This window comes from Bacillus sp. FSL K6-6540, assembly GCF_038007545.1.
The window spans coordinates 1,423,969-1,439,656 of the sequence record NZ_JBBOXH010000002.1 but is presented as its reverse complement, the minus strand read 5'-3'; the positions used below and the strand labels follow the sequence as shown (position 1 = coordinate 1,439,656).

At 40.5% G+C, this 15,688-nt stretch carries 21 protein-coding genes; 10 read left to right on the top strand and 11 right to left on the bottom strand.

Features of this window, described 5'->3' with window-relative positions; all coding sequences use genetic code 11:
- Positions 1-132 precede the first annotated feature (132 nt).
- From MHH82_RS39790 to MHH82_RS39780, 3 genes are all read right to left on the bottom strand, one after another.
- Positions 133-606 carry a GNAT family N-acetyltransferase gene (locus MHH82_RS39790; RefSeq protein WP_049140468.1) on the bottom strand — a complete coding sequence of 158 codons (474 nt, stop codon included), beginning with the start codon at positions 604-606 and terminating at the stop codon, positions 133-135.
- 161 nt (positions 607-767) lie between these two features.
- Entirely contained in the window at positions 768-1,112 is a 345-nt protein-coding gene (locus tag MHH82_RS39785) for a DoxX family protein (RefSeq protein WP_049140467.1), read from the bottom strand.
- Entirely contained in the window at positions 1,109-1,708 is a 600-nt protein-coding gene (locus MHH82_RS39780) for a TetR/AcrR family transcriptional regulator (RefSeq protein ID WP_015382890.1), read from the bottom strand. The genes MHH82_RS39785 and MHH82_RS39780 overlap by 4 nt, the downstream gene beginning before the upstream one ends.
- Positions 1,709-2,064: 356 nt before the next feature.
- Here MHH82_RS39780 and MHH82_RS39775 point away from each other — a divergent pair, with 356 nt between their 5' ends.
- The 3 genes from MHH82_RS39775 to cotP are packed head-to-tail and all read left to right on the top strand — an operon-like array spanning position 2,065 to position 3,037.
- Complete coding sequence (locus tag MHH82_RS39775) at positions 2,065-2,337, top strand: spore germination protein (RefSeq protein WP_038827544.1); 273 nt, start codon at positions 2,065-2,067, stop codon at positions 2,335-2,337.
- A 13-nt stretch (positions 2,338-2,350) separates the two neighbouring features.
- Entirely contained in the window at positions 2,351-2,593 is a 243-nt protein-coding gene (locus MHH82_RS39770; protein ID WP_014475957.1) for a spore germination protein, read from the top strand.
- Between the two features lie 12 nt (positions 2,594-2,605).
- Positions 2,606-3,037 carry a spore coat protein CotP gene (cotP, locus tag MHH82_RS39765; RefSeq protein ID WP_021481645.1) on the top strand — a complete coding sequence of 144 codons (432 nt, stop codon included), beginning with the start codon at positions 2,606-2,608 and terminating at the stop codon, positions 3,035-3,037.
- Positions 3,038-3,051: 14 nt separating this feature from the next.
- Here cotP and MHH82_RS39760 read toward each other — a convergent pair whose 3' ends face one another.
- Positions 3,052-3,759 carry a DUF421 domain-containing protein gene (locus MHH82_RS39760; protein WP_072175204.1) on the bottom strand — a complete coding sequence of 236 codons (708 nt, stop codon included), beginning with the start codon at positions 3,757-3,759 and terminating at the stop codon, positions 3,052-3,054.
- A gap of 206 nt (positions 3,760-3,965) precedes the next feature.
- Here MHH82_RS39760 and MHH82_RS39755 point away from each other — a divergent pair, with 206 nt between their 5' ends.
- The 4 genes from MHH82_RS39755 to MHH82_RS39740 all read left to right on the top strand — a co-directional run bounded on the left by MHH82_RS39755 (position 3,966) and on the right by MHH82_RS39740 (position 5,671).
- Positions 3,966-4,550: a DUF421 domain-containing protein gene (locus MHH82_RS39755; protein WP_038827547.1), complete on the top strand. Its 585-nt coding sequence runs from the start codon at positions 3,966-3,968 to the stop codon at positions 4,548-4,550.
- Between the two features lie 123 nt (positions 4,551-4,673).
- Complete coding sequence (locus tag MHH82_RS39750; protein ID WP_038827548.1) at positions 4,674-4,904, top strand: spore germination protein; 231 nt, start codon at positions 4,674-4,676, stop codon at positions 4,902-4,904.
- A gap of 32 nt (positions 4,905-4,936) precedes the next feature.
- Positions 4,937-5,230 (top strand): hypothetical protein, encoded by a 294-nt coding sequence (locus tag MHH82_RS39745; protein WP_072175202.1) that lies wholly within the window; start codon positions 4,937-4,939, stop codon positions 5,228-5,230.
- A gap of 204 nt (positions 5,231-5,434) precedes the next feature.
- Positions 5,435-5,671 carry a spore germination protein gene (locus MHH82_RS39740; RefSeq protein WP_003244342.1) on the top strand — a complete coding sequence of 79 codons (237 nt, stop codon included), beginning with the start codon at positions 5,435-5,437 and terminating at the stop codon, positions 5,669-5,671.
- A gap of 53 nt (positions 5,672-5,724) precedes the next feature.
- On the opposite strand, the gene MHH82_RS39735 is transcribed toward MHH82_RS39740, so the two are convergent.
- From MHH82_RS39735 to MHH82_RS39720, 4 genes are all read right to left on the bottom strand, one after another.
- Positions 5,725-6,063 carry a thioredoxin family protein gene (locus MHH82_RS39735; protein WP_014475948.1) on the bottom strand — a complete coding sequence of 113 codons (339 nt, stop codon included), beginning with the start codon at positions 6,061-6,063 and terminating at the stop codon, positions 5,725-5,727.
- Between the two features lie 185 nt (positions 6,064-6,248).
- Positions 6,249-6,638 carry a DoxX family protein gene (locus MHH82_RS39730; protein WP_014475946.1) on the bottom strand — a complete coding sequence of 130 codons (390 nt, stop codon included), beginning with the start codon at positions 6,636-6,638 and terminating at the stop codon, positions 6,249-6,251.
- A gap of 98 nt (positions 6,639-6,736) precedes the next feature.
- The gene (locus tag MHH82_RS39725; RefSeq protein WP_014475945.1) at positions 6,737-7,675 is read right to left on the bottom strand and encodes a ring-cleaving dioxygenase; all 939 of its coding nucleotides are present in this window, start codon (positions 7,673-7,675) and stop codon (positions 6,737-6,739) included.
- 15 nt (positions 7,676-7,690) lie between these two features.
- A complete protein-coding gene (locus MHH82_RS39720) occupies positions 7,691-8,311 on the bottom strand; it encodes a nitroreductase family protein (RefSeq protein ID WP_340796740.1) in 621 nt (206 codons plus the stop codon).
- A gap of 472 nt (positions 8,312-8,783) precedes the next feature.
- Between MHH82_RS39720 and mneP the strand changes: the two genes are divergently transcribed.
- The 3 genes from mneP (at position 8,784) to MHH82_RS39705 (ending at position 11,380) form a co-directional block, all read left to right on the top strand.
- Complete coding sequence (gene mneP, locus MHH82_RS39715; RefSeq protein WP_340796739.1) at positions 8,784-9,677, top strand: manganese transporter MneP; 894 nt, start codon at positions 8,784-8,786, stop codon at positions 9,675-9,677.
- 111 nt (positions 9,678-9,788) lie between these two features.
- Entirely contained in the window at positions 9,789-10,601 is an 813-nt protein-coding gene (locus MHH82_RS39710; RefSeq protein WP_032727134.1) for a MerR family transcriptional regulator, read from the top strand.
- 89 nt (positions 10,602-10,690) lie between these two features.
- A complete protein-coding gene (locus MHH82_RS39705) occupies positions 10,691-11,380 on the top strand; it encodes a DUF554 domain-containing protein (RefSeq protein ID WP_015252719.1) in 690 nt (229 codons plus the stop codon).
- Between the two features lie 57 nt (positions 11,381-11,437).
- Here MHH82_RS39705 and MHH82_RS39700 read toward each other — a convergent pair whose 3' ends face one another.
- The 3 genes from MHH82_RS39700 to ydfH all read right to left on the bottom strand — a co-directional run bounded on the left by MHH82_RS39700 (position 11,438) and on the right by ydfH (position 15,582).
- Complete coding sequence (locus MHH82_RS39700; protein ID WP_021481654.1) at positions 11,438-13,609, bottom strand: MMPL family transporter; 2,172 nt, start codon at positions 13,607-13,609, stop codon at positions 11,438-11,440.
- A 115-nt stretch (positions 13,610-13,724) separates the two neighbouring features.
- Positions 13,725-14,366 (bottom strand): two-component system response regulator YdfI, encoded by a 642-nt coding sequence (ydfI, locus tag MHH82_RS39695; protein ID WP_003244318.1) that lies wholly within the window; start codon positions 14,364-14,366, stop codon positions 13,725-13,727.
- On the bottom strand, positions 14,359-15,582 hold the full coding sequence (gene ydfH / locus MHH82_RS39690) for a two-component system sensor histidine kinase YdfH (RefSeq protein WP_072175195.1): 1,224 nt from the start codon (positions 15,580-15,582) through the stop codon (positions 14,359-14,361). Before ydfH ends, ydfI begins: the two co-directional genes overlap by 8 nt.
- Positions 15,583-15,688: the final 106 nt, after the last annotated feature.

Genomic DNA, 15,688 nt, shown 5'->3' with positions numbered 1-15,688 from the left:
GACAACAGCTGTTGTCCTTTTTCTTTATATGTTCAAGCCTTCCAATGACATTAATGTTTCTAATGATGACTTATAGTACCCTGCCACTGCTTCCAGATAGGCATGTTGTGTTTGGGTAACGTAAGCAACTTTTCAGCACAGCTGTTTCCGCATACGAATATTGGTCATGGCATAGCCCATCTTCTGATAAAGATAGACGGCTGTCTCGTTGTGTGCAAACACATGAAGGGCCAGCCTTTCCGCACCAAGCTCTCTTGCTTTTTCATCAAGCTTTTGAAGCGCCAATTGAGCCAGCCCTTTTCCGCGAAAGGCTTCATACAATCCAAAGGAATAGATAAACGCTTCCTTTTGCGGATGAAACGGATCAGCATACAGCCAGAGCCAGCCCATTCTTTCTCCTTGGTCATTTGTGATGTTCCAAAAATAATGATTGCTGCTGTCTCGCCCATTCGGAATCATGTTCTCATATGCCTGCTCCGATTTCTCAAACGCCTCTTTTTCCGTCCAAGTTCCTGACGCTATGTTTTGTTTCGCATAATTTTGCACGGACATCACTCGAAAGGCTTCGAACTCTTCCTCAGTCATGTCTTCCAAAGTGAATGCCATCCTGTATTCCTCCTTTATAAAAAAGCCCAGCTGATGCCGGACGAATAACGCAGAAATGGAGCTCTATTTTACTGCTTCAGTTAATTCCTGGACTTTCTATTATTCGATAAGAACAGGAGATTTCCTGCAAATGGGCTTGTTCTTAAACATTAGTGAAAAGCTTACGTGTAACTCCCCATGATGATCATGATAGAAACAATCAAACAAATCATCGCTGGTATCGCCATGATGACCGATTGTCTTGCTCGGAACATATGCGCATGAATGGCTCCCGCCATGAGAACGACAAACAGAACACCTGCTCCAATCGCTGCATACCGATTCCAAATTCCCGCTGTCATAGCAAGTGCCCCGGCTATTTCAAGAATGCCGGTAACAGTCAGAAACCATAATGGATATTGATAATGCCGCCAATGCTCAACTTGAAAGGGAACACGGCTTACCTTTATGATGCCTCCCGCAAACATAAAAACCGCCAAACTGACTTTCATCATAATAGATATCATCTTACGTCATTCCCTTTCGGAAGCATCCCGTATATTAAAAGATTCACAACCTCTGCTGCGAGGCTTGCCGGATCTTTGATTCCGGTTAACAAAAATGAATCGGTTAAATGTTCAATCATGCCGACCAAACACTCAGCGACAGTTTCCATATCCAGTTCAGAGTGAAAATAGCCAAGCCGCTGTTCTGCTTCTAAGTTTTCTTTCAAAACCATCGCCAAGTCTTTTTTCATTTGTTTTGCTTCCGGGTTGAGAAAAAAGCCGATCTTGGTTAAATCCTTGTCCTCAGCCAAAAATTGAAAAACAGTCTCTACAGCTAGCAGTACCCGTTTTGACACATCCTCCGTGTTTAATCCGTTTTCCAGAAGAAGTGACTCTGTCAGCTTTCTGACTCGAGAGTGAAAATCGGTGATTAACTCGGCAAAGATGGCTTCTTTGCTTTGAAAGTACAGGTAAAATGAAGGCTGTGTGAACCCAGCTTTTTTCACAATTTCACTTACCTTCGCGTCATGGAATCCCCGAATCGAAAATTCATTAGCGGCAGCTTTGAGTAACCGTTTCCGGCTTTCTTCTCCTTTACGTCCTTTTTTGCTTTTCAACGAGGACCACCCCCAAAAATAATACTCGCAAGTAATGTTACTCACGAGTATTATTTCATGGCATTAGCTTCATTGTCAATGATTTCAAACTGATCCTCTTTGCCAGCTTCCTTTATTAAAGGGTCTCATGTATTTCGAATAACTGAATCAATTCATTGATTACTATATTCAATGGCTTTTCATTCAACTGATAAGTATTTGCCAAATAGATTGACATTCAGGCTGTGACAAACTTTATTCTTTTTTCTAACGAGCATCACTCCAGGGCCAGATAGAGTTTTGCCCGCAAATGCAAGGAACAATTGGGTGCAGCGGCGCATAATGTACTGTACAGAATGATGGAAGGGTGTGATGGGATGCCGTCTACAATAATCAACCTATATTATTTAAAGATCAACAGTATTTCGGGCAATGGTTCAATTACAATAGGTGAAGCCGCGCATAACAGCCATACCGCAAATAATAAATCTCAAGGGATCAACTCCTCTTTCGGTGATACATCACCTGCAGAATCAATCATGGAAAACTTCTTAAATGATCCTGATGTCAACGATCAGACAGAACTCGGAAACTCTGATAATACCACTATGAATGCTCCTCAGCTTCCAGTACCGCCAATTTTAGATTAAAAGGAGTTTCGCTATGCCATACCAAATTAACATCGCAAATATTAAGGTGAACGGCGTCACACAAAACGGAAATATTGATGTCGGTCCAACCGTACACAACAGCCATACAGCGAACAGCAAATACTTTGGGGCAAACTTTTCTCTAGGGGATTTTTCGCCTTCTTCTTCTCTTTTAAATACTGGGAACCTCGATACTGATATCAGTGATCAAGACCAAATTGGAAACCCTTCTGCACCGATTTCAAACCAAATTTAAGGAGGATCCTAGATGGATCTCGAAAAAATGAGAAAGTGGCTTGAGATTACAAATGAATATAAGCAAAATGACTTTTGGACAAATGTGCTCAAGTATAAAGCCCCGGAACAATTTTTTAATACCAACACCTATACGCTCGTTTACGACTTTTATCAAGATGAAGAAGATAATTTTATCATTGTGGAAATGCCCGGTGTGTATGAGGAAGAATTAACGATCCGCTTACTATCTAAAACCCAGCTGCTGATCAAAGGAACGATCACGCCTGTTTTTCCAGCCGAAATGGAAGTGCTGCGTGAACGGTATTACGGAGAAATTGAGCGAATCATTCAGCTTCCCGAAGCCACTGAATCTCATTTGTTACAGATTCAGCTGTTAAACGGGCTTCTGCACATTTCGTACCCAAGACAAGTTGAAACCATTGCGTTCAATAAGGGACTTTAAGATTGATTGTTCCTTCATTCCTTATCCATAGGGACTGATATATGGTCTTTATATTGATCCACATAAATATCCCCATTACCCAGCAGCACTGCGTACACGGTCTCTTTCACCTTTATGTCTCTTTTTCGCAATTCCTCCAAAAGCCAGGATTCCGTCAAACGATTCTGCTTTAAATTATTCTCAATGATTTCTCCGTCCATAATAAGCTCTATCGGAAGCCTGTGTTCTTGGTTTACCGCAATCATTAAATCCTGTTTGGTCACATGCCGGAATTGCGGTTTTCTTAACACAGTCAGCTGACCATTCGTTTCAAGAATGGCAAAAAGAACTTCTTCGATATTAAATATTTCTTTTTCCCGTAATTGCTGATTTAAATAATCAAGTGTGTAACGCATTTTCCTCATATTTGATTCAAGTATCTTCCCGTTTTGAATCAGCACTGTTGGATCTCCGGCAAAAAATTTCCTCAGCTTCCTGTTCTTTATCGACAGAAACGAAATTAGAAAAATGGTTAACACAAAAATACTAAACGAAATGGCCATATTGTGCGGTTTTATTGAAGTATTGTAAGCTAATCCACCAGCAATCGCCCCTAGTGTGATCGCCGCAATAAAATCAAAAATCGTCATTTGAGAAATTGTCTGTTTGCCTAAAATTCGTTCTGCGATTAACAGCAAGCCAAAGCTGGCAACCGTTCTAATGACAACTTCAAGTTCAATCATCTTATGGCGCTCCCCGCTTCCCAGATTGTTTCGGCCAAAAAACTCCTGCTGCTATCATTGTTTGGCTTAATATATCCATCTATACCAAAAATATTGTTCGGTTTAGGACAGAATGAAAAACTGCCTTTCGGATATATTAAATTGCGATTGGCCGAAGAAAAGCCAATCCCATGACAAATCTAATTCATCATTGGTCAGGTGGTAGCATGAATTTCACTTGGGAATCTCTTGTTCTCATTGTAGCCGGAGTCATTTTGCTGAGAGTTTCAGGAATGAAATCAATCGCACAAATGACTTCAACTCAAACGGTTGTCATGATTTCAATCGGAACTATTATCGTGCAGCCAATCATCAAGTACAGCCTTTTCAAAACATTAATTGCGGCGGCAATTTTCACAATAACACTCATCGTAATAGAATGGATCCAAATGAGATCGAACTTCATTGAAAAGATGTTGACCGGAAAAGCAAAAGTTGTTATTGAAAACGGACAGCTTCATATCGAAAACTTAAAGAAGATGAGACTTACAGTTGATCAGCTTGAAATGCATCTAAGGCTTCACGGCGTTACGGCTATACAAGATGTCAAAATTGCGACATTAGAGGCAAACGGGCAATTAGGAATAGAATTAACTGATGACGCCAAACCTTTAACTGTCAGGGATCTAAAAAAACTCATTCACCCGAATTTCATTAATAAGGACGGACAAGCCCATTTGTCTAGCAATCAGAATATTTTTGATGAAATTGGCAAAAAGAATAAAAAAAACATCCCTAAAAAACTGCATTAACAAAAGGCACTTGGAGAATTTTGCAGGTTTTTGTCTCTCACTGAATGTTTTTGCCGTTTTGTTTAAGCAATTGCTGCTCTCACACCATATTGTATAAACAGTCATAACGGAGAGGAGAGATGAATGATGAAATTCCCAGTTTATATTCATTCGATATCCGGAAACAGCGTTTTTAATAACGGTTTTGCATTCTCCATCAGCCCTTTCTCTGTTTCTAAAGAGACAGATGGTTCCGGAGGGAATAATACAGGTTTGGTTTTTGAATCCAATGCTTTAAGCCAAACAAGCTCCGCCAATCAAGCCCTACATGTTACAAATGCGGTCCAAGAACTGCTTTCCAAGCTTTTAGCGTAAACATAAGAAATGAACACTTCATGAGGTGCCGTATGGATTTTCCAATTATTCACACAAACTTTTGGGATGCTGTGATAGCTATTCCAATCATCATACTGATAACCCAAATCCTCAAAATATTATTGAAAATCCCCAAAACTTTTGTACCATCAGTTGCCTTAATAACAGGCCTTGGCATTTCTGTTTTCATAAGCCATCGACACAGCCTCTTTTCTGGCGTATTTATGGGCTGGTTTTATGGCTACGCTGCTATAGGCTCCTACTCATCATTAAAAACGACCATCTTATCCTTTAGGCAAACGAAAAACGATACATCAAATTCATAGATGACATATAACGATCTGCCGCCTCTTTATCAGGCGGCTTTATTTCTGCTGATAGGTTGATCATCTTCAAAAGAGACTCATTCACTCGCTATTATTTTTACCATTATGTTGATGCAATGATATAAAAACGCAATATCATAGAAGTAAATAGACTGCCAGCGTCCTCTATGACGGCTACTTCTGAGTGAAAGGAGTTTTTGAAGCATGCGATCTCAAATCAATATCTCAAATCTCACGATAAATGGAATGACACAAAACGCCAATACAGATATCGGACAAAACTTGCAAAACAGCCATACTGCGAACAGCAAAAATTACGGTGTCAATTTCACATTAGGAGATTACTCTCCTTCTCATTCAATTATTATTTCAGCAAGTTGTGATAATGATACAAGTGATCAAGGGCAGGTTGATAACCCTTCTTCGCCTAGTGAAGAATAAATTGATGCAAAAAAAAAAGAACTCATTTGAGTTCTTTTTTTTGCCTTATTTCTTTATTCGCCTTCATATAATCGATAAACCCTTTTCAGCTTTTGTTCAAGCTGTTCAAAATGAACAAAACGGGCTTCTCTTAGAAACTCAGTCCCATCAATGAACAAAAGAAGCACAGGAACGGTGAAAACTGAAAATCTGCCGGCGACCTCTGCTACATCGTCAGCATTGATATGCGCCAATTTGATGTTTGGAAACTGATCCAATACTATTCTGAGCTGGGGCAGAACTGCGTGACATACTGTACAGCCAGGCCTTGATATATAAATAAAACTGAATTTGTGCTGTTTGATAAAATTTTCTATAGAATCTAATGAATGTAATTCTGTCATCTCTTTCATCCATTTACTCCTTCAAATAGGTCTGTTTTCATGACCAAGCTCATCAATACGTATCATTCACTATACAGATTTTTATTTATGATATCCGCTTTTTTGCCTTGCAGAGTACCTGTAAGCTTGCCGGAAAATGTAAAAACAAAAGAACAGTTACTGACAAGCAGCAACTGTTCTTACATACTTTCTTATTAAAAATGCAAAGCGTAAGCTCCTGAACCGATGAGTGCAACCCCTACGGAAACTGCAATGAGCACCAGGTTATATTCAAAACCTCCCGCGCCATTCGCAAAACCTTTCGCTCCATGGACTTTTACGATGGCACCTAACATAATGATCGTTATGATAGCAGCTCCAAGCGGGAGGAATACGCCTAAAATAAATAGAATTCCGCTTACTAACTCCCCAAGACCTGATAGAGCGGCCGCAACGTTTCCTGGTTTCACCCCAATTGACTCGAACCATTGTCCGGTTCCTTTAATCCCGTATCCGCCAAACCAGCCGAATAATTTTTGTGTGCCATAAAACAAAAACACCACACCAATCATTATACGAATAAGCAACAGTCCTGCATCTTCCATTTGTATCTCTCCTCATCTTTGATTTTATCTAATTCTTTGCTGACGGTATCCAGCAATCATCAATTGAATATATGTTTCTTTATTTTTTATGTGTCAAATCAATCTAACTCTCTTACTTCAAACGGCAGCAGCCCTTGTTCAATTTGTGTGCGATGCGGTTCATATTGCACAGGCAGCATCAGTTTTTCGCCCATTGTATCCTGTGTTTCATCATGTGCAAAGCCCGGGGGATCAGTTGCGATTTCAAACAGGATTTCCCCATGTTCCCTGAAGTAAATGGCATTAAAATAGTTTCTATCCCGAACAGGAGTTACACCATATCCGTGGGAAGCAATATATCTTTGCCAATCTAACTGATCTTCATCATCGTTAGCCCGCCAAGCGATGTGATGCACCGTTCCGGCCCCCATTTGCCCGCGGCCAATAGGCGTTAACTTAAGGTCAATCACATTTCCGATATCACCGGCGGAACGATAACGAACGAAGTCCCCTTCTTTGCCGACTCGCTCCAGCCCCATGATGTTTTCTAAAAGGTCAGCGGTTTTGTCAGGCTGCGCTGATAATAGGGTTGCACCCCCAAAACCTTTAATGGCAACATCGGGCGTTACTTCTCCGAAAGTCCACGTATTAGCCTCTCCTTCTTCTCTTTCCACGATTTCTAAGTGCAGTCCATGAGGATCATCAAATTCTACATATTGTTCCCCAAAGCGCTCGATTTTGGTGTATGGAACGTTGAACTTTTCTAGTCTCTTTTCCCAAAATGCCATAGCCCCTTTCGGCACGACATACGAAGTCACACCAACTTGACCGTCTCCAATGACGCCTTGGCGGGCTCCGGCCCACGGAAAGAAGGTAATGATTGTTCCCGGCTTCCCGCCTTCATTCCCAAAATAAAGATGATACGTACCTGGGTCATCAAAATTGACAGTTTGCTTGACCAAACGAAGCCCAAGCACTCCTGCGTAAAAATCTGTGTTCTCTTGAGGGTGACCGACAATCGCTGTAATATGATGAATTCCCATCGTTTTTTTCGCCATTTTTATCCGCTCCTTTTACATATACTCAACAAACTCATTCACAGGCTTCCGGTAGCCGCGCGGTCTTCTGCTCTCTGTTTTTTCTTTTCCAATCGTAATCATCATGACAACCTCAAATTGGTCGTCTATGTTCAAAATCCGTTTTACGGCTTCCGCATCAAAGCCGATCATCGGGCAGGTATCCCAGCCTTTTTCCTTAGCACTCAGCATAAACATCATCGCAGAAAGTGAAGCATTCCTTATCGCCTCATCTCTCTTAAATTGTTCTCCCCTGTTTTCATAAAACGAAACGGTGTCGTGTACCATGTGGTCATACTCTTGCTTATTTAATATCCCCAATACCTTTAAACCTTCATAGATATCGGCCGCTTGTTGATATGCCAGCTTATCCCCTAATACCAAGAGAACTGCAGAAGAGCTAACCACTTTAAATTGTCCGTTTGCGGCCTGCTTCAGTTTTTCTTTTACGTCCTGGTCAAGAACCGTCACATATTTTGTATGCTGCAAATTAAAAGCCGATGGTGCCAATGCAACCAATTCAAACATCTCATTGAGATCTTCTTTTGTGATTGGATGACCTGAAAGAAAATTGCTTGCAGATCGTCTTTCATTGACTAAATGTGTAAATTCAGCCATTACGCTACACTCCCTTTTATCTCGAATTCGAGATATTATGTTATAAAAAATCATATTGAATATTGTGTAAAAGAACGACAACGATTGAACACTTAGAATTGCGCTTGATCGCTGATCTTTTCGACCAAATATCTCGAATTAAAATATCTTGAATATGAGATAATAGTAAAATACAGATCTTCTCATGTCAATAGGTTTTTGAAAATTAGGTGGAAATTTTTCACTGACGGCAGCATTTTAATAACGATCATCACTGTTGTTACATAAGAACTCATTTGTTTGCTGTATGACCTTTTAGCATAGCTCCAACTTTTTTTCTGTCACCTTATTTATTAGTAAACAGGAAACAACGTTGCTATAGACCCACTCGAAATTGAATTGGTATGATAAGCAAAGTGATTACACAGGAAAAGATACGGAGAGCGTATATAGAGCACTCCTATTTTTTTGTGCAGTTTTATAGGAGGAAAAAATGGCAAGTGAAAGAGAACAAATAAGCAGAAAAGTTGCTTTGATAGCATTGATCGCCAATCTGATCTTAATGGCAGGAAAGGTCTTTTTTGGGCTGGCAGGCGATAGTGAAGCCGTGTTTGCAGACGGAATACATTCCGCGGCAGATGTCGTTGCTTCGATTGCAGTCTTGGCAGTGATCGGCATTTCCAATAAACCGCCCGATCAAGACCATCCTTTTGGTCACGGAAAAGCCGAAGTCATTAGTGAGGCGATTGTAGGAATTATCTTAGTGATCGTATCCATTTATATCCTCATAGAAGCGATTCTGTCCTTTGTTAAAGGGCCAAGCGTTCCCCAATACAGCGCATTGTTTGCGGCTCTGATTTCGTACATGGCTAAGGAAATCTTATATCGTTATTCTATAAAGCAAGGGGAAAAATGGAACAGCAAAGCGATTATAGCGATTGCGTACGATCATAAAGGCGATATCGTTGCCTCTCTTGCCGCTTTTATCGGCGTCCTGTTGGCTATCATCGGAAACACCCGCGGCTGGCCCTATCTGTTGTACGCCGATGCCATTGCCAGTGCAATCGTTGCTTACCTCATTTTTAAGATTTCAATGGAATTAATCAGGCCGTCTGTTGATGTGCTCATGGAAAAGAGTGTTGATCCCGAGCTGATAGAGGAATATAAAGCTGTTATTTTTCAATGTGATCAAGTAAAACGAATTGATAGAATCCGCGCGCGAGAACATGGCCACTATAAATTGCTTGATGTCCGTTTATCTTTGGATCATGATTTGACAATTAAGCAGGGACACGATATTGCCCGCGAAATTCGAAATGAAATCAAAAGACAGTTTTCAGATGTAGAAGAAGTGCTCATCCATGTGAATCCTTATTTCGAAGAATGAAAAGCTCCTTTTTAGAAGGAGTTTTTTCTTTATGCTGCAAACTTTACCTTTAGAACTCGCCGTACTATATAATGTGTGTATATCAATCATAGGGACAGAAAGGTTGTTAGAATGAAGGAATTTTTTTCGATTGGAGAAGTGTCAAAGTTATTCAATGTGAAAATCTCTGCTCTTCGGTATTATGATGACATCGGCCTTTTGAAACCGGAATATAAAGATGAGCAAACGAACTATAGATATTATTCTACCCAACAGTTTGAGCGGCTTGATACCATCAAGTATTTGAGGGCCCTAGGCCTGCCAATCAATAAGCTTCTTGATTTTTATAACTCTCAAAATACAAACACTCTTCTTCATTTACTAAAAAGCCAGCAGGCTGAAATTGATCGCAAGAAGAAAGAATTGGAACGCATTGAACGAAAGATCTCCCGGCGCATCACACATATAGAAGATGCCGTTAACATGCCGTTACATCAAATTTCAAAAATCAAACTTCCCGCAATGCGTGTGGCTTACTTGCAGCATGAATATGTTCTCGGCCATGATATCGAACATTCGTTAGCTGAATTGAGAACCCACCTGAATGTAAACGAAGATATATTCATAGGCAAGATTGGTTTATCCATTTCTGCAGCAAATGTGAAAGCAAAACAGTTTGACAAATATTCCAGTATATTTATGATTCTTGAAGATGAAAATGAAAAAACTTCTTCAGAAATCATCTTTCCTTCAAGAGAATATCTGCAAATTCGGTTTAAAGGGTCACATCCAGAAGCCGAACCATACTACAAAAAATTACTGGCATATATGAAAAAACATCATTATGAGGTAGCAGGGGACTCAATCGAAATCACACTCATTGATTATGGCATTACGAATAACCTAGATAATTATGTGACTGAAATCCTGCTGCCCATCAAATAATCTCATGAATATGTTTTGATCTCCCTTGACTCTCTACTAACTAGAGGGTTTATTTTTTATGCAGGAATGATTTTTGGAGGAGAAAGCTTATGTTTGGAACGATTTTTAACACAGTGATGATCATTGCAGGAAGCATAATCGGGGGGATATTCAAAAAAGGCATTAAAGATGAATACCAGGATATTTTGATGCAGGCAATGGGATTCGCTGCAGTCGCGCTGGGGATCAACGCCATTACACAGCATTTGCCTGATAGTAAATACCCCATTCTATTCATTGTGAGTTTAGCCATTGGAGGTTTGCTAGGCCAGATCATCAATTTAGAATTACGATTCAACAAGCTGGTGAACAAATTTTCTAAAAGCAATTTAGCAGAGGGCTTATCTACTGCGGTCTTATTATTTTGTATAGGTTCGCTGTCAATATTGGGCCCTGTTGAAGCCGCTTTGCATGGAGATTATACATACCTCCTGACAAACGGGATGTTAGATGGGATCACCTCCATTGTGCTCGCTTCAACTTTTGGTTTTGGAATAGCGGCTGCCGCCATTGTATTATTTGCCTGGCAGGGCTCCATCTATTTATTTGCTAAAGTAATGGAGAGCGCAATCAATACAGACCTTATTAATGAAATCACAATTGTGGGAGGCATACTCATCCTCAGTTCAGGTCTAAGCATTCTTGGAATCAAGAAGTTCAAAACATTGAATTTGCTGCCTTCCCTCTTGATCCCTCCTGTTGTGATTTTTGTGATTCATGCATTTGGATTGCGGTTTTAATGCTATTACTTTAACTATTTAACAAAAAAGCAGATCATAAAAGATCTGCTTTTTCTATTACATGATTTGCTTCTTTTGTTCATGATCTATTTCTGGCTGTATTTCCTTTGTCAGTTGATGCCCTTCTATATCCACGTTCGGAATCATCTTGTCCAGCCATTTCGGCAAATACCAGGCTGCATTCCCCATCAGCTTCATGACACTTGGAATCAGTGTCATTCTTACAATAAAGGCATCAAAGAGCACACCAAAGGAAAGAGCTAATCCGTTGGCTTTAATAGAAGCTTCGCCGGCAAAGATAAATCCTGCAAAAACGAAAATCATGATCAAGCCGGCTGCTGTAACAACAGGACCGCTATGTTTTAATCCAGCCTGAATGGCTTGTACTGGATTGTTTGTTTTTACATATTCTTCACGCATTCTGCTGACAAGGAATACTTGATAATCCATGGCTAACCCGAACAGAATCCCAATCGATAAAATCGGCAGGAAGGCGAGTATCGGCCCTCTTTCAGGTATTTTGAAAAAGTCGATGAGATTCCCGTCTTGCAAGACAAATACACAGATCCCAAGAGTGGCTGTCATCGTCAACACGAAACCTGCAACAGCAACAAGCGGCACAAGCAGCGAACGGAAAACGATGGTCAGCAATACAAACGCAAAGCCAACAATAAGTACAGCAAACACCGGTATCGCATCATTCAATCGATCTGAAATGTCAATATTCACTGCAGTCGATCCAGTAACAAGCAAATCTACTCCGTTTTTATCTGACAAACTGCGTACATCGTGTACCAAATCTTTCGTTGTGACATCATTTGGACCTGTTTCCGGAACGACAGTAATGATGGCAAAGTTCCCTTCTTTATTAGACATTGCAGGGGTGACACTTGCTACATGGTCTAAGCCCTTTATTTCTTTCGCTGCATCTGCGAAAGCCTCCGCCTTATTTTCTGTAGCATTTGTGGCATCCGCTACGATTGTTAATTGGCCATTAAATCCTTCTCCAAAGCCTTCGGCAAGCAAGTCATATGCCCGGCGATCCGGATTATCCTTAGCTTTCATCCCAGCATCAGGCAAGCCCAGTTCCAAATGCATAGATGGGATACTAATGACGATCAAAATCAGAATGCTGCATACACTTAGCATGATAGGATTTTTGGTGACAAAGCGTCCCCAGACATTTGTTTCAGTGCTTTGTTTTTCTATTTTCTTGTTTGATTTCGGAATCATCCGCTTCCCTGCAATCGATAAGACCGCAGGCACAAGTGTGATTGAAGCCAAAACAGCCATCAGTACACTAAGCCCTGCTGTCAGCCCCATCGCAGACATAAAAGGAATGTTAACAACAGTCAATCCGCAAAGTGCAACGATAACAGTAAGTCCGGCAAAAACGACTGCGCTTCCCGCTGTTCCCACGGCTCTCGCAATTGATTCATTCTTTTGTATGCCTTCGCCTAAAAACTGGCGGTGTTTCATAAAAATAAATAAAGCATAATCAATACCAACAGCAAGGCCAATCATTCCGGCTAATGAAAGACTGACGGAAGCAATATCAAATACTTGTGTCCCAATCAAAACCAGTCCAATACTTACACCTAAACCAATCAGTGCAGTTAAAATCGGCAAACCTGCTATTAATAAAGAACCGAATGTAATGGCTAAAACGACAAAAGCCAAGATAATGCCGACAATTTCAGAGACACCGCCTATCTCCATCTCGGCTCCCGGTACATCTCCGCTTAGCTCAGTTTGCAATCCTTCATCATCAGCCATTTTCAAACTGTCTTTTAAGTGTTTGATAGAGTAATCCTTTATATCATCTGCTGATGATTTATACTTGATATCAGCATAGGCAACTGTGCCATCTTTCGCGATTGTCCCTGTCACAAAAGGACTTGCAATCGAGTCAACAGAATCATCTTTACTGATTTCTTTGAGCGTATCTTCTATTGCTTTTTTTGCTGGCTTCCCAGTAAGTTTCTCCCCATCACCAGCACCGAAAATAACCCGTATGCTCCCTTTATCAGGACCGTGAGGAAATTCTTTCTGAATCACATCCATCGCTTTTTCCGAAGGTGTGTCAGGTATGGACATATCCTCAGAAAAATTTGGTTTCAAGGTGACTGCAAGGCCTATCGCAGCAACTAACACAACGATCCACGCACATATTGCTTTTATGCGATTGCGAGCAACCCATCCTCCTAATGTATATAACATTTTTGACATGATAATCTCCTTTCAACACATTGCTTGATCACATTCTTTCTCATTGTAGTTGACAATGAAATGAAAAAAACGTACATTCGGGCATGTACGTTTGGGCAATTTTCAAATATGCAGTTTAGTTGTCTATTGTCAGAATACCTTTTTGCATGGCAATCGTTACTGCCTCAGTTCTTGAATTCGCGCCTAATTTATTGTAAATGGACGTTAATCTGGACTTTACTGTTCGCTCAGAGACGCCCAAATCAAAGGCAATCGCTTTGCTTTTAAGACCTTTAGCAATTGCTTTTAGAACAATGACTTCCTTTTCTGTCAGCTGCGTCTCATTGCGCTGCTTTTTCATCCGCTCAAATTGGATTTCTTGCAAACGTTTGAGGATATCAGGCTGCAACAGCACATTTCCTCTGATCGCTGCATCCATTGTGTGAAAAAGGGTTTCTGAACTCGTATCCTTTAACAGATATCCTTTCGCTCCTAATTCAATTCCTTCGATCATTAAGTGATCTTCATTATATGTAGTCAAAATAATGATGGGGGTATCGTGTTTTTCTTTTATTTGTTTAATGGCCTCTAACCCGCTCATCTCCGGCATATACAAATCCATCAGAATGATATCCGGTTCTAATTCATCTGCAAGACGGACTGCGACTTTTCCATTTTCCGCCTCTCCTATAATGGTGTATTGATCATTCGTTTCAATTAAAAGCTTCAGACCTTCCCTCACGACAAGATGGTCATCAACGATTAAAACCTTATTCATCTTGCATCTCTCCCTGAATTGGTACAGTGATCTCAATTTGTGTTCCTTTCAATTTTGTACTCTTGATATTGAATTGGCCATTTATTGCCCTGACACGTTCTTGTATGCCAAGAAGCCCATAATGTCCTCTCTTTTTCTTTCCTTTTTCAACATCAAATCCCTTGCCGTTATCCTTAACTGTTAAATGGAGCCTTCCCTTTTCATCATCCCAAATGGATATCCAGATTGTTTTCGCCTCAGCATGCTTTGCCGCATTCGTCATGCATTCTCCAATGATGTAATAACAGTTTTCAGCTGTACGCACATCCAGCACCTGGTGCAATCTGTAATCTAATAAACAAGCCATGCCTGTCGACTCTATAAAATGATCCATTAGCGAGGTAATTCTTTCTTTTAAAACACCGATTTCTTCTGATTTGCTGCGGAGATCGTCAATAGCTGAACGTGCATCAGCTAATGTGCTTTTTACTCTTTTCATCGATTGTTGTATGATTTCCTTCGCTCTCTCTGTGTTGCCTTTGGCGAGATGAACATGAATCGCATCCAGCTGCATATTTAAACTGACAAGACCTTGAGCAAGCGTATCGTGTAAGTCTCGGGCCATCCGCTGTCTTTCGTTCTGCAGCGTCAGCTGTTCTACCTGCTGATGAGCCAGCTCCAGCCTTTCAAGAGTCAATTGAGCTTTTATTTTTTCATCGACTTGGGCAAAAAATGTTGCAGCATAAGTGATGATGACAATCATGATCGGCGCAGCAATAACAATAAAATGCAAAACTTCACCTTTATGAAGGTGAAACGCCGAATTTATGACCAGCAGCAGCAATAGATAAAGAATGGGAATCGTCCTTCTTCTGTCTGCCATTCCTATAATCTGTCCAATCAAAAATGCATAAAGGCCAATGATGACCAGCATAAGGTAGCCAGTCATGAGATTAGCAAGTGTAAAGGTGATCAAACCTTGTATCACAAAATACAGAACCACCCTTTTCTTAACCCAGCGATATGAGTGCCAATGAAGCAAAGCAAAAATGGCGATTAATATGGTAAACGCATAAAGCAATAAAATGGACCAGCCCCCAGAAACAAATTGCAGCACGATAGAGGCTATATAGATCATGAGAATAAAAGCCAGGCCCGGCACTCTGAGTGCAAGCATGTTTAATGCCCGCCTATCATGTGAGTAATATTTATCTTTGAAAGGATTCCTTATAAGCAAACCTTATCCACTTCCTTTACCTGTTTCACCGAATAGAGATTCATGACAATCGAACCCATATTTCAACGTGCAAACATACATGTATCCAATCATTTTATAGGAAGAG

Excerpts from the sequence above, each read along its gene's own strand:
- MHH82_RS39790 (WP_049140468.1), bottom strand. The coding sequence starts at position 606 with ATGGCATTCACTTTGGAAGACATGACTGAGGAAGAGTTCGAAGCCTTT.
- MHH82_RS39785 (WP_049140467.1), bottom strand. The coding sequence starts at position 1,112 with ATGATATCTATTATGATGAAAGTCAGTTTGGCGGTTTTTATGTTTGCG.
- MHH82_RS39775 (WP_038827544.1), top strand. The coding sequence starts at position 2,065 with ATGCCGTCTACAATAATCAACCTATATTATTTAAAGATCAACAGTATT.
- MHH82_RS39770 (WP_014475957.1), top strand. The coding sequence starts at position 2,351 with ATGCCATACCAAATTAACATCGCAAATATTAAGGTGAACGGCGTCACA.
- cotP (WP_021481645.1), top strand. The coding sequence starts at position 2,606 with ATGGATCTCGAAAAAATGAGAAAGTGGCTTGAGATTACAAATGAATAT.
- MHH82_RS39760 (WP_072175204.1), bottom strand. The coding sequence starts at position 3,759 with ATGATTGAACTTGAAGTTGTCATTAGAACGGTTGCCAGCTTTGGCTTG.
- MHH82_RS39755 (WP_038827547.1), top strand. The coding sequence starts at position 3,966 with ATGAATTTCACTTGGGAATCTCTTGTTCTCATTGTAGCCGGAGTCATT.
- MHH82_RS39750 (WP_038827548.1), top strand. The coding sequence starts at position 4,674 with ATGATGAAATTCCCAGTTTATATTCATTCGATATCCGGAAACAGCGTT.
- MHH82_RS39745 (WP_072175202.1), top strand. The coding sequence starts at position 4,937 with ATGGATTTTCCAATTATTCACACAAACTTTTGGGATGCTGTGATAGCT.
- MHH82_RS39740 (WP_003244342.1), top strand. The coding sequence starts at position 5,435 with ATGCGATCTCAAATCAATATCTCAAATCTCACGATAAATGGAATGACA.
- MHH82_RS39735 (WP_014475948.1), bottom strand. The coding sequence starts at position 6,063 with ATGAAAGAGATGACAGAATTACATTCATTAGATTCTATAGAAAATTTT.
- MHH82_RS39730 (WP_014475946.1), bottom strand. The coding sequence starts at position 6,638 with ATGGAAGATGCAGGACTGTTGCTTATTCGTATAATGATTGGTGTGGTG.
- MHH82_RS39725 (WP_014475945.1), bottom strand. The coding sequence starts at position 7,675 with ATGGCGAAAAAAACGATGGGAATTCATCATATTACAGCGATTGTCGGT.
- MHH82_RS39720 (WP_340796740.1), bottom strand. The coding sequence starts at position 8,311 with ATGGCTGAATTTACACATTTAGTCAATGAAAGACGATCTGCAAGCAAT.
- mneP (WP_340796739.1), top strand. The coding sequence starts at position 8,784 with ATGGCAAGTGAAAGAGAACAAATAAGCAGAAAAGTTGCTTTGATAGCA.
- MHH82_RS39710 (WP_032727134.1), top strand. The coding sequence starts at position 9,789 with ATGAAGGAATTTTTTTCGATTGGAGAAGTGTCAAAGTTATTCAATGTG.
- MHH82_RS39705 (WP_015252719.1), top strand. The coding sequence starts at position 10,691 with ATGTTTGGAACGATTTTTAACACAGTGATGATCATTGCAGGAAGCATA.
- MHH82_RS39700 (WP_021481654.1), bottom strand. The coding sequence starts at position 13,609 with ATGTCAAAAATGTTATATACATTAGGAGGATGGGTTGCTCGCAATCGC.
- ydfI (WP_003244318.1), bottom strand. The coding sequence starts at position 14,366 with ATGAATAAGGTTTTAATCGTTGATGACCATCTTGTCGTGAGGGAAGGT.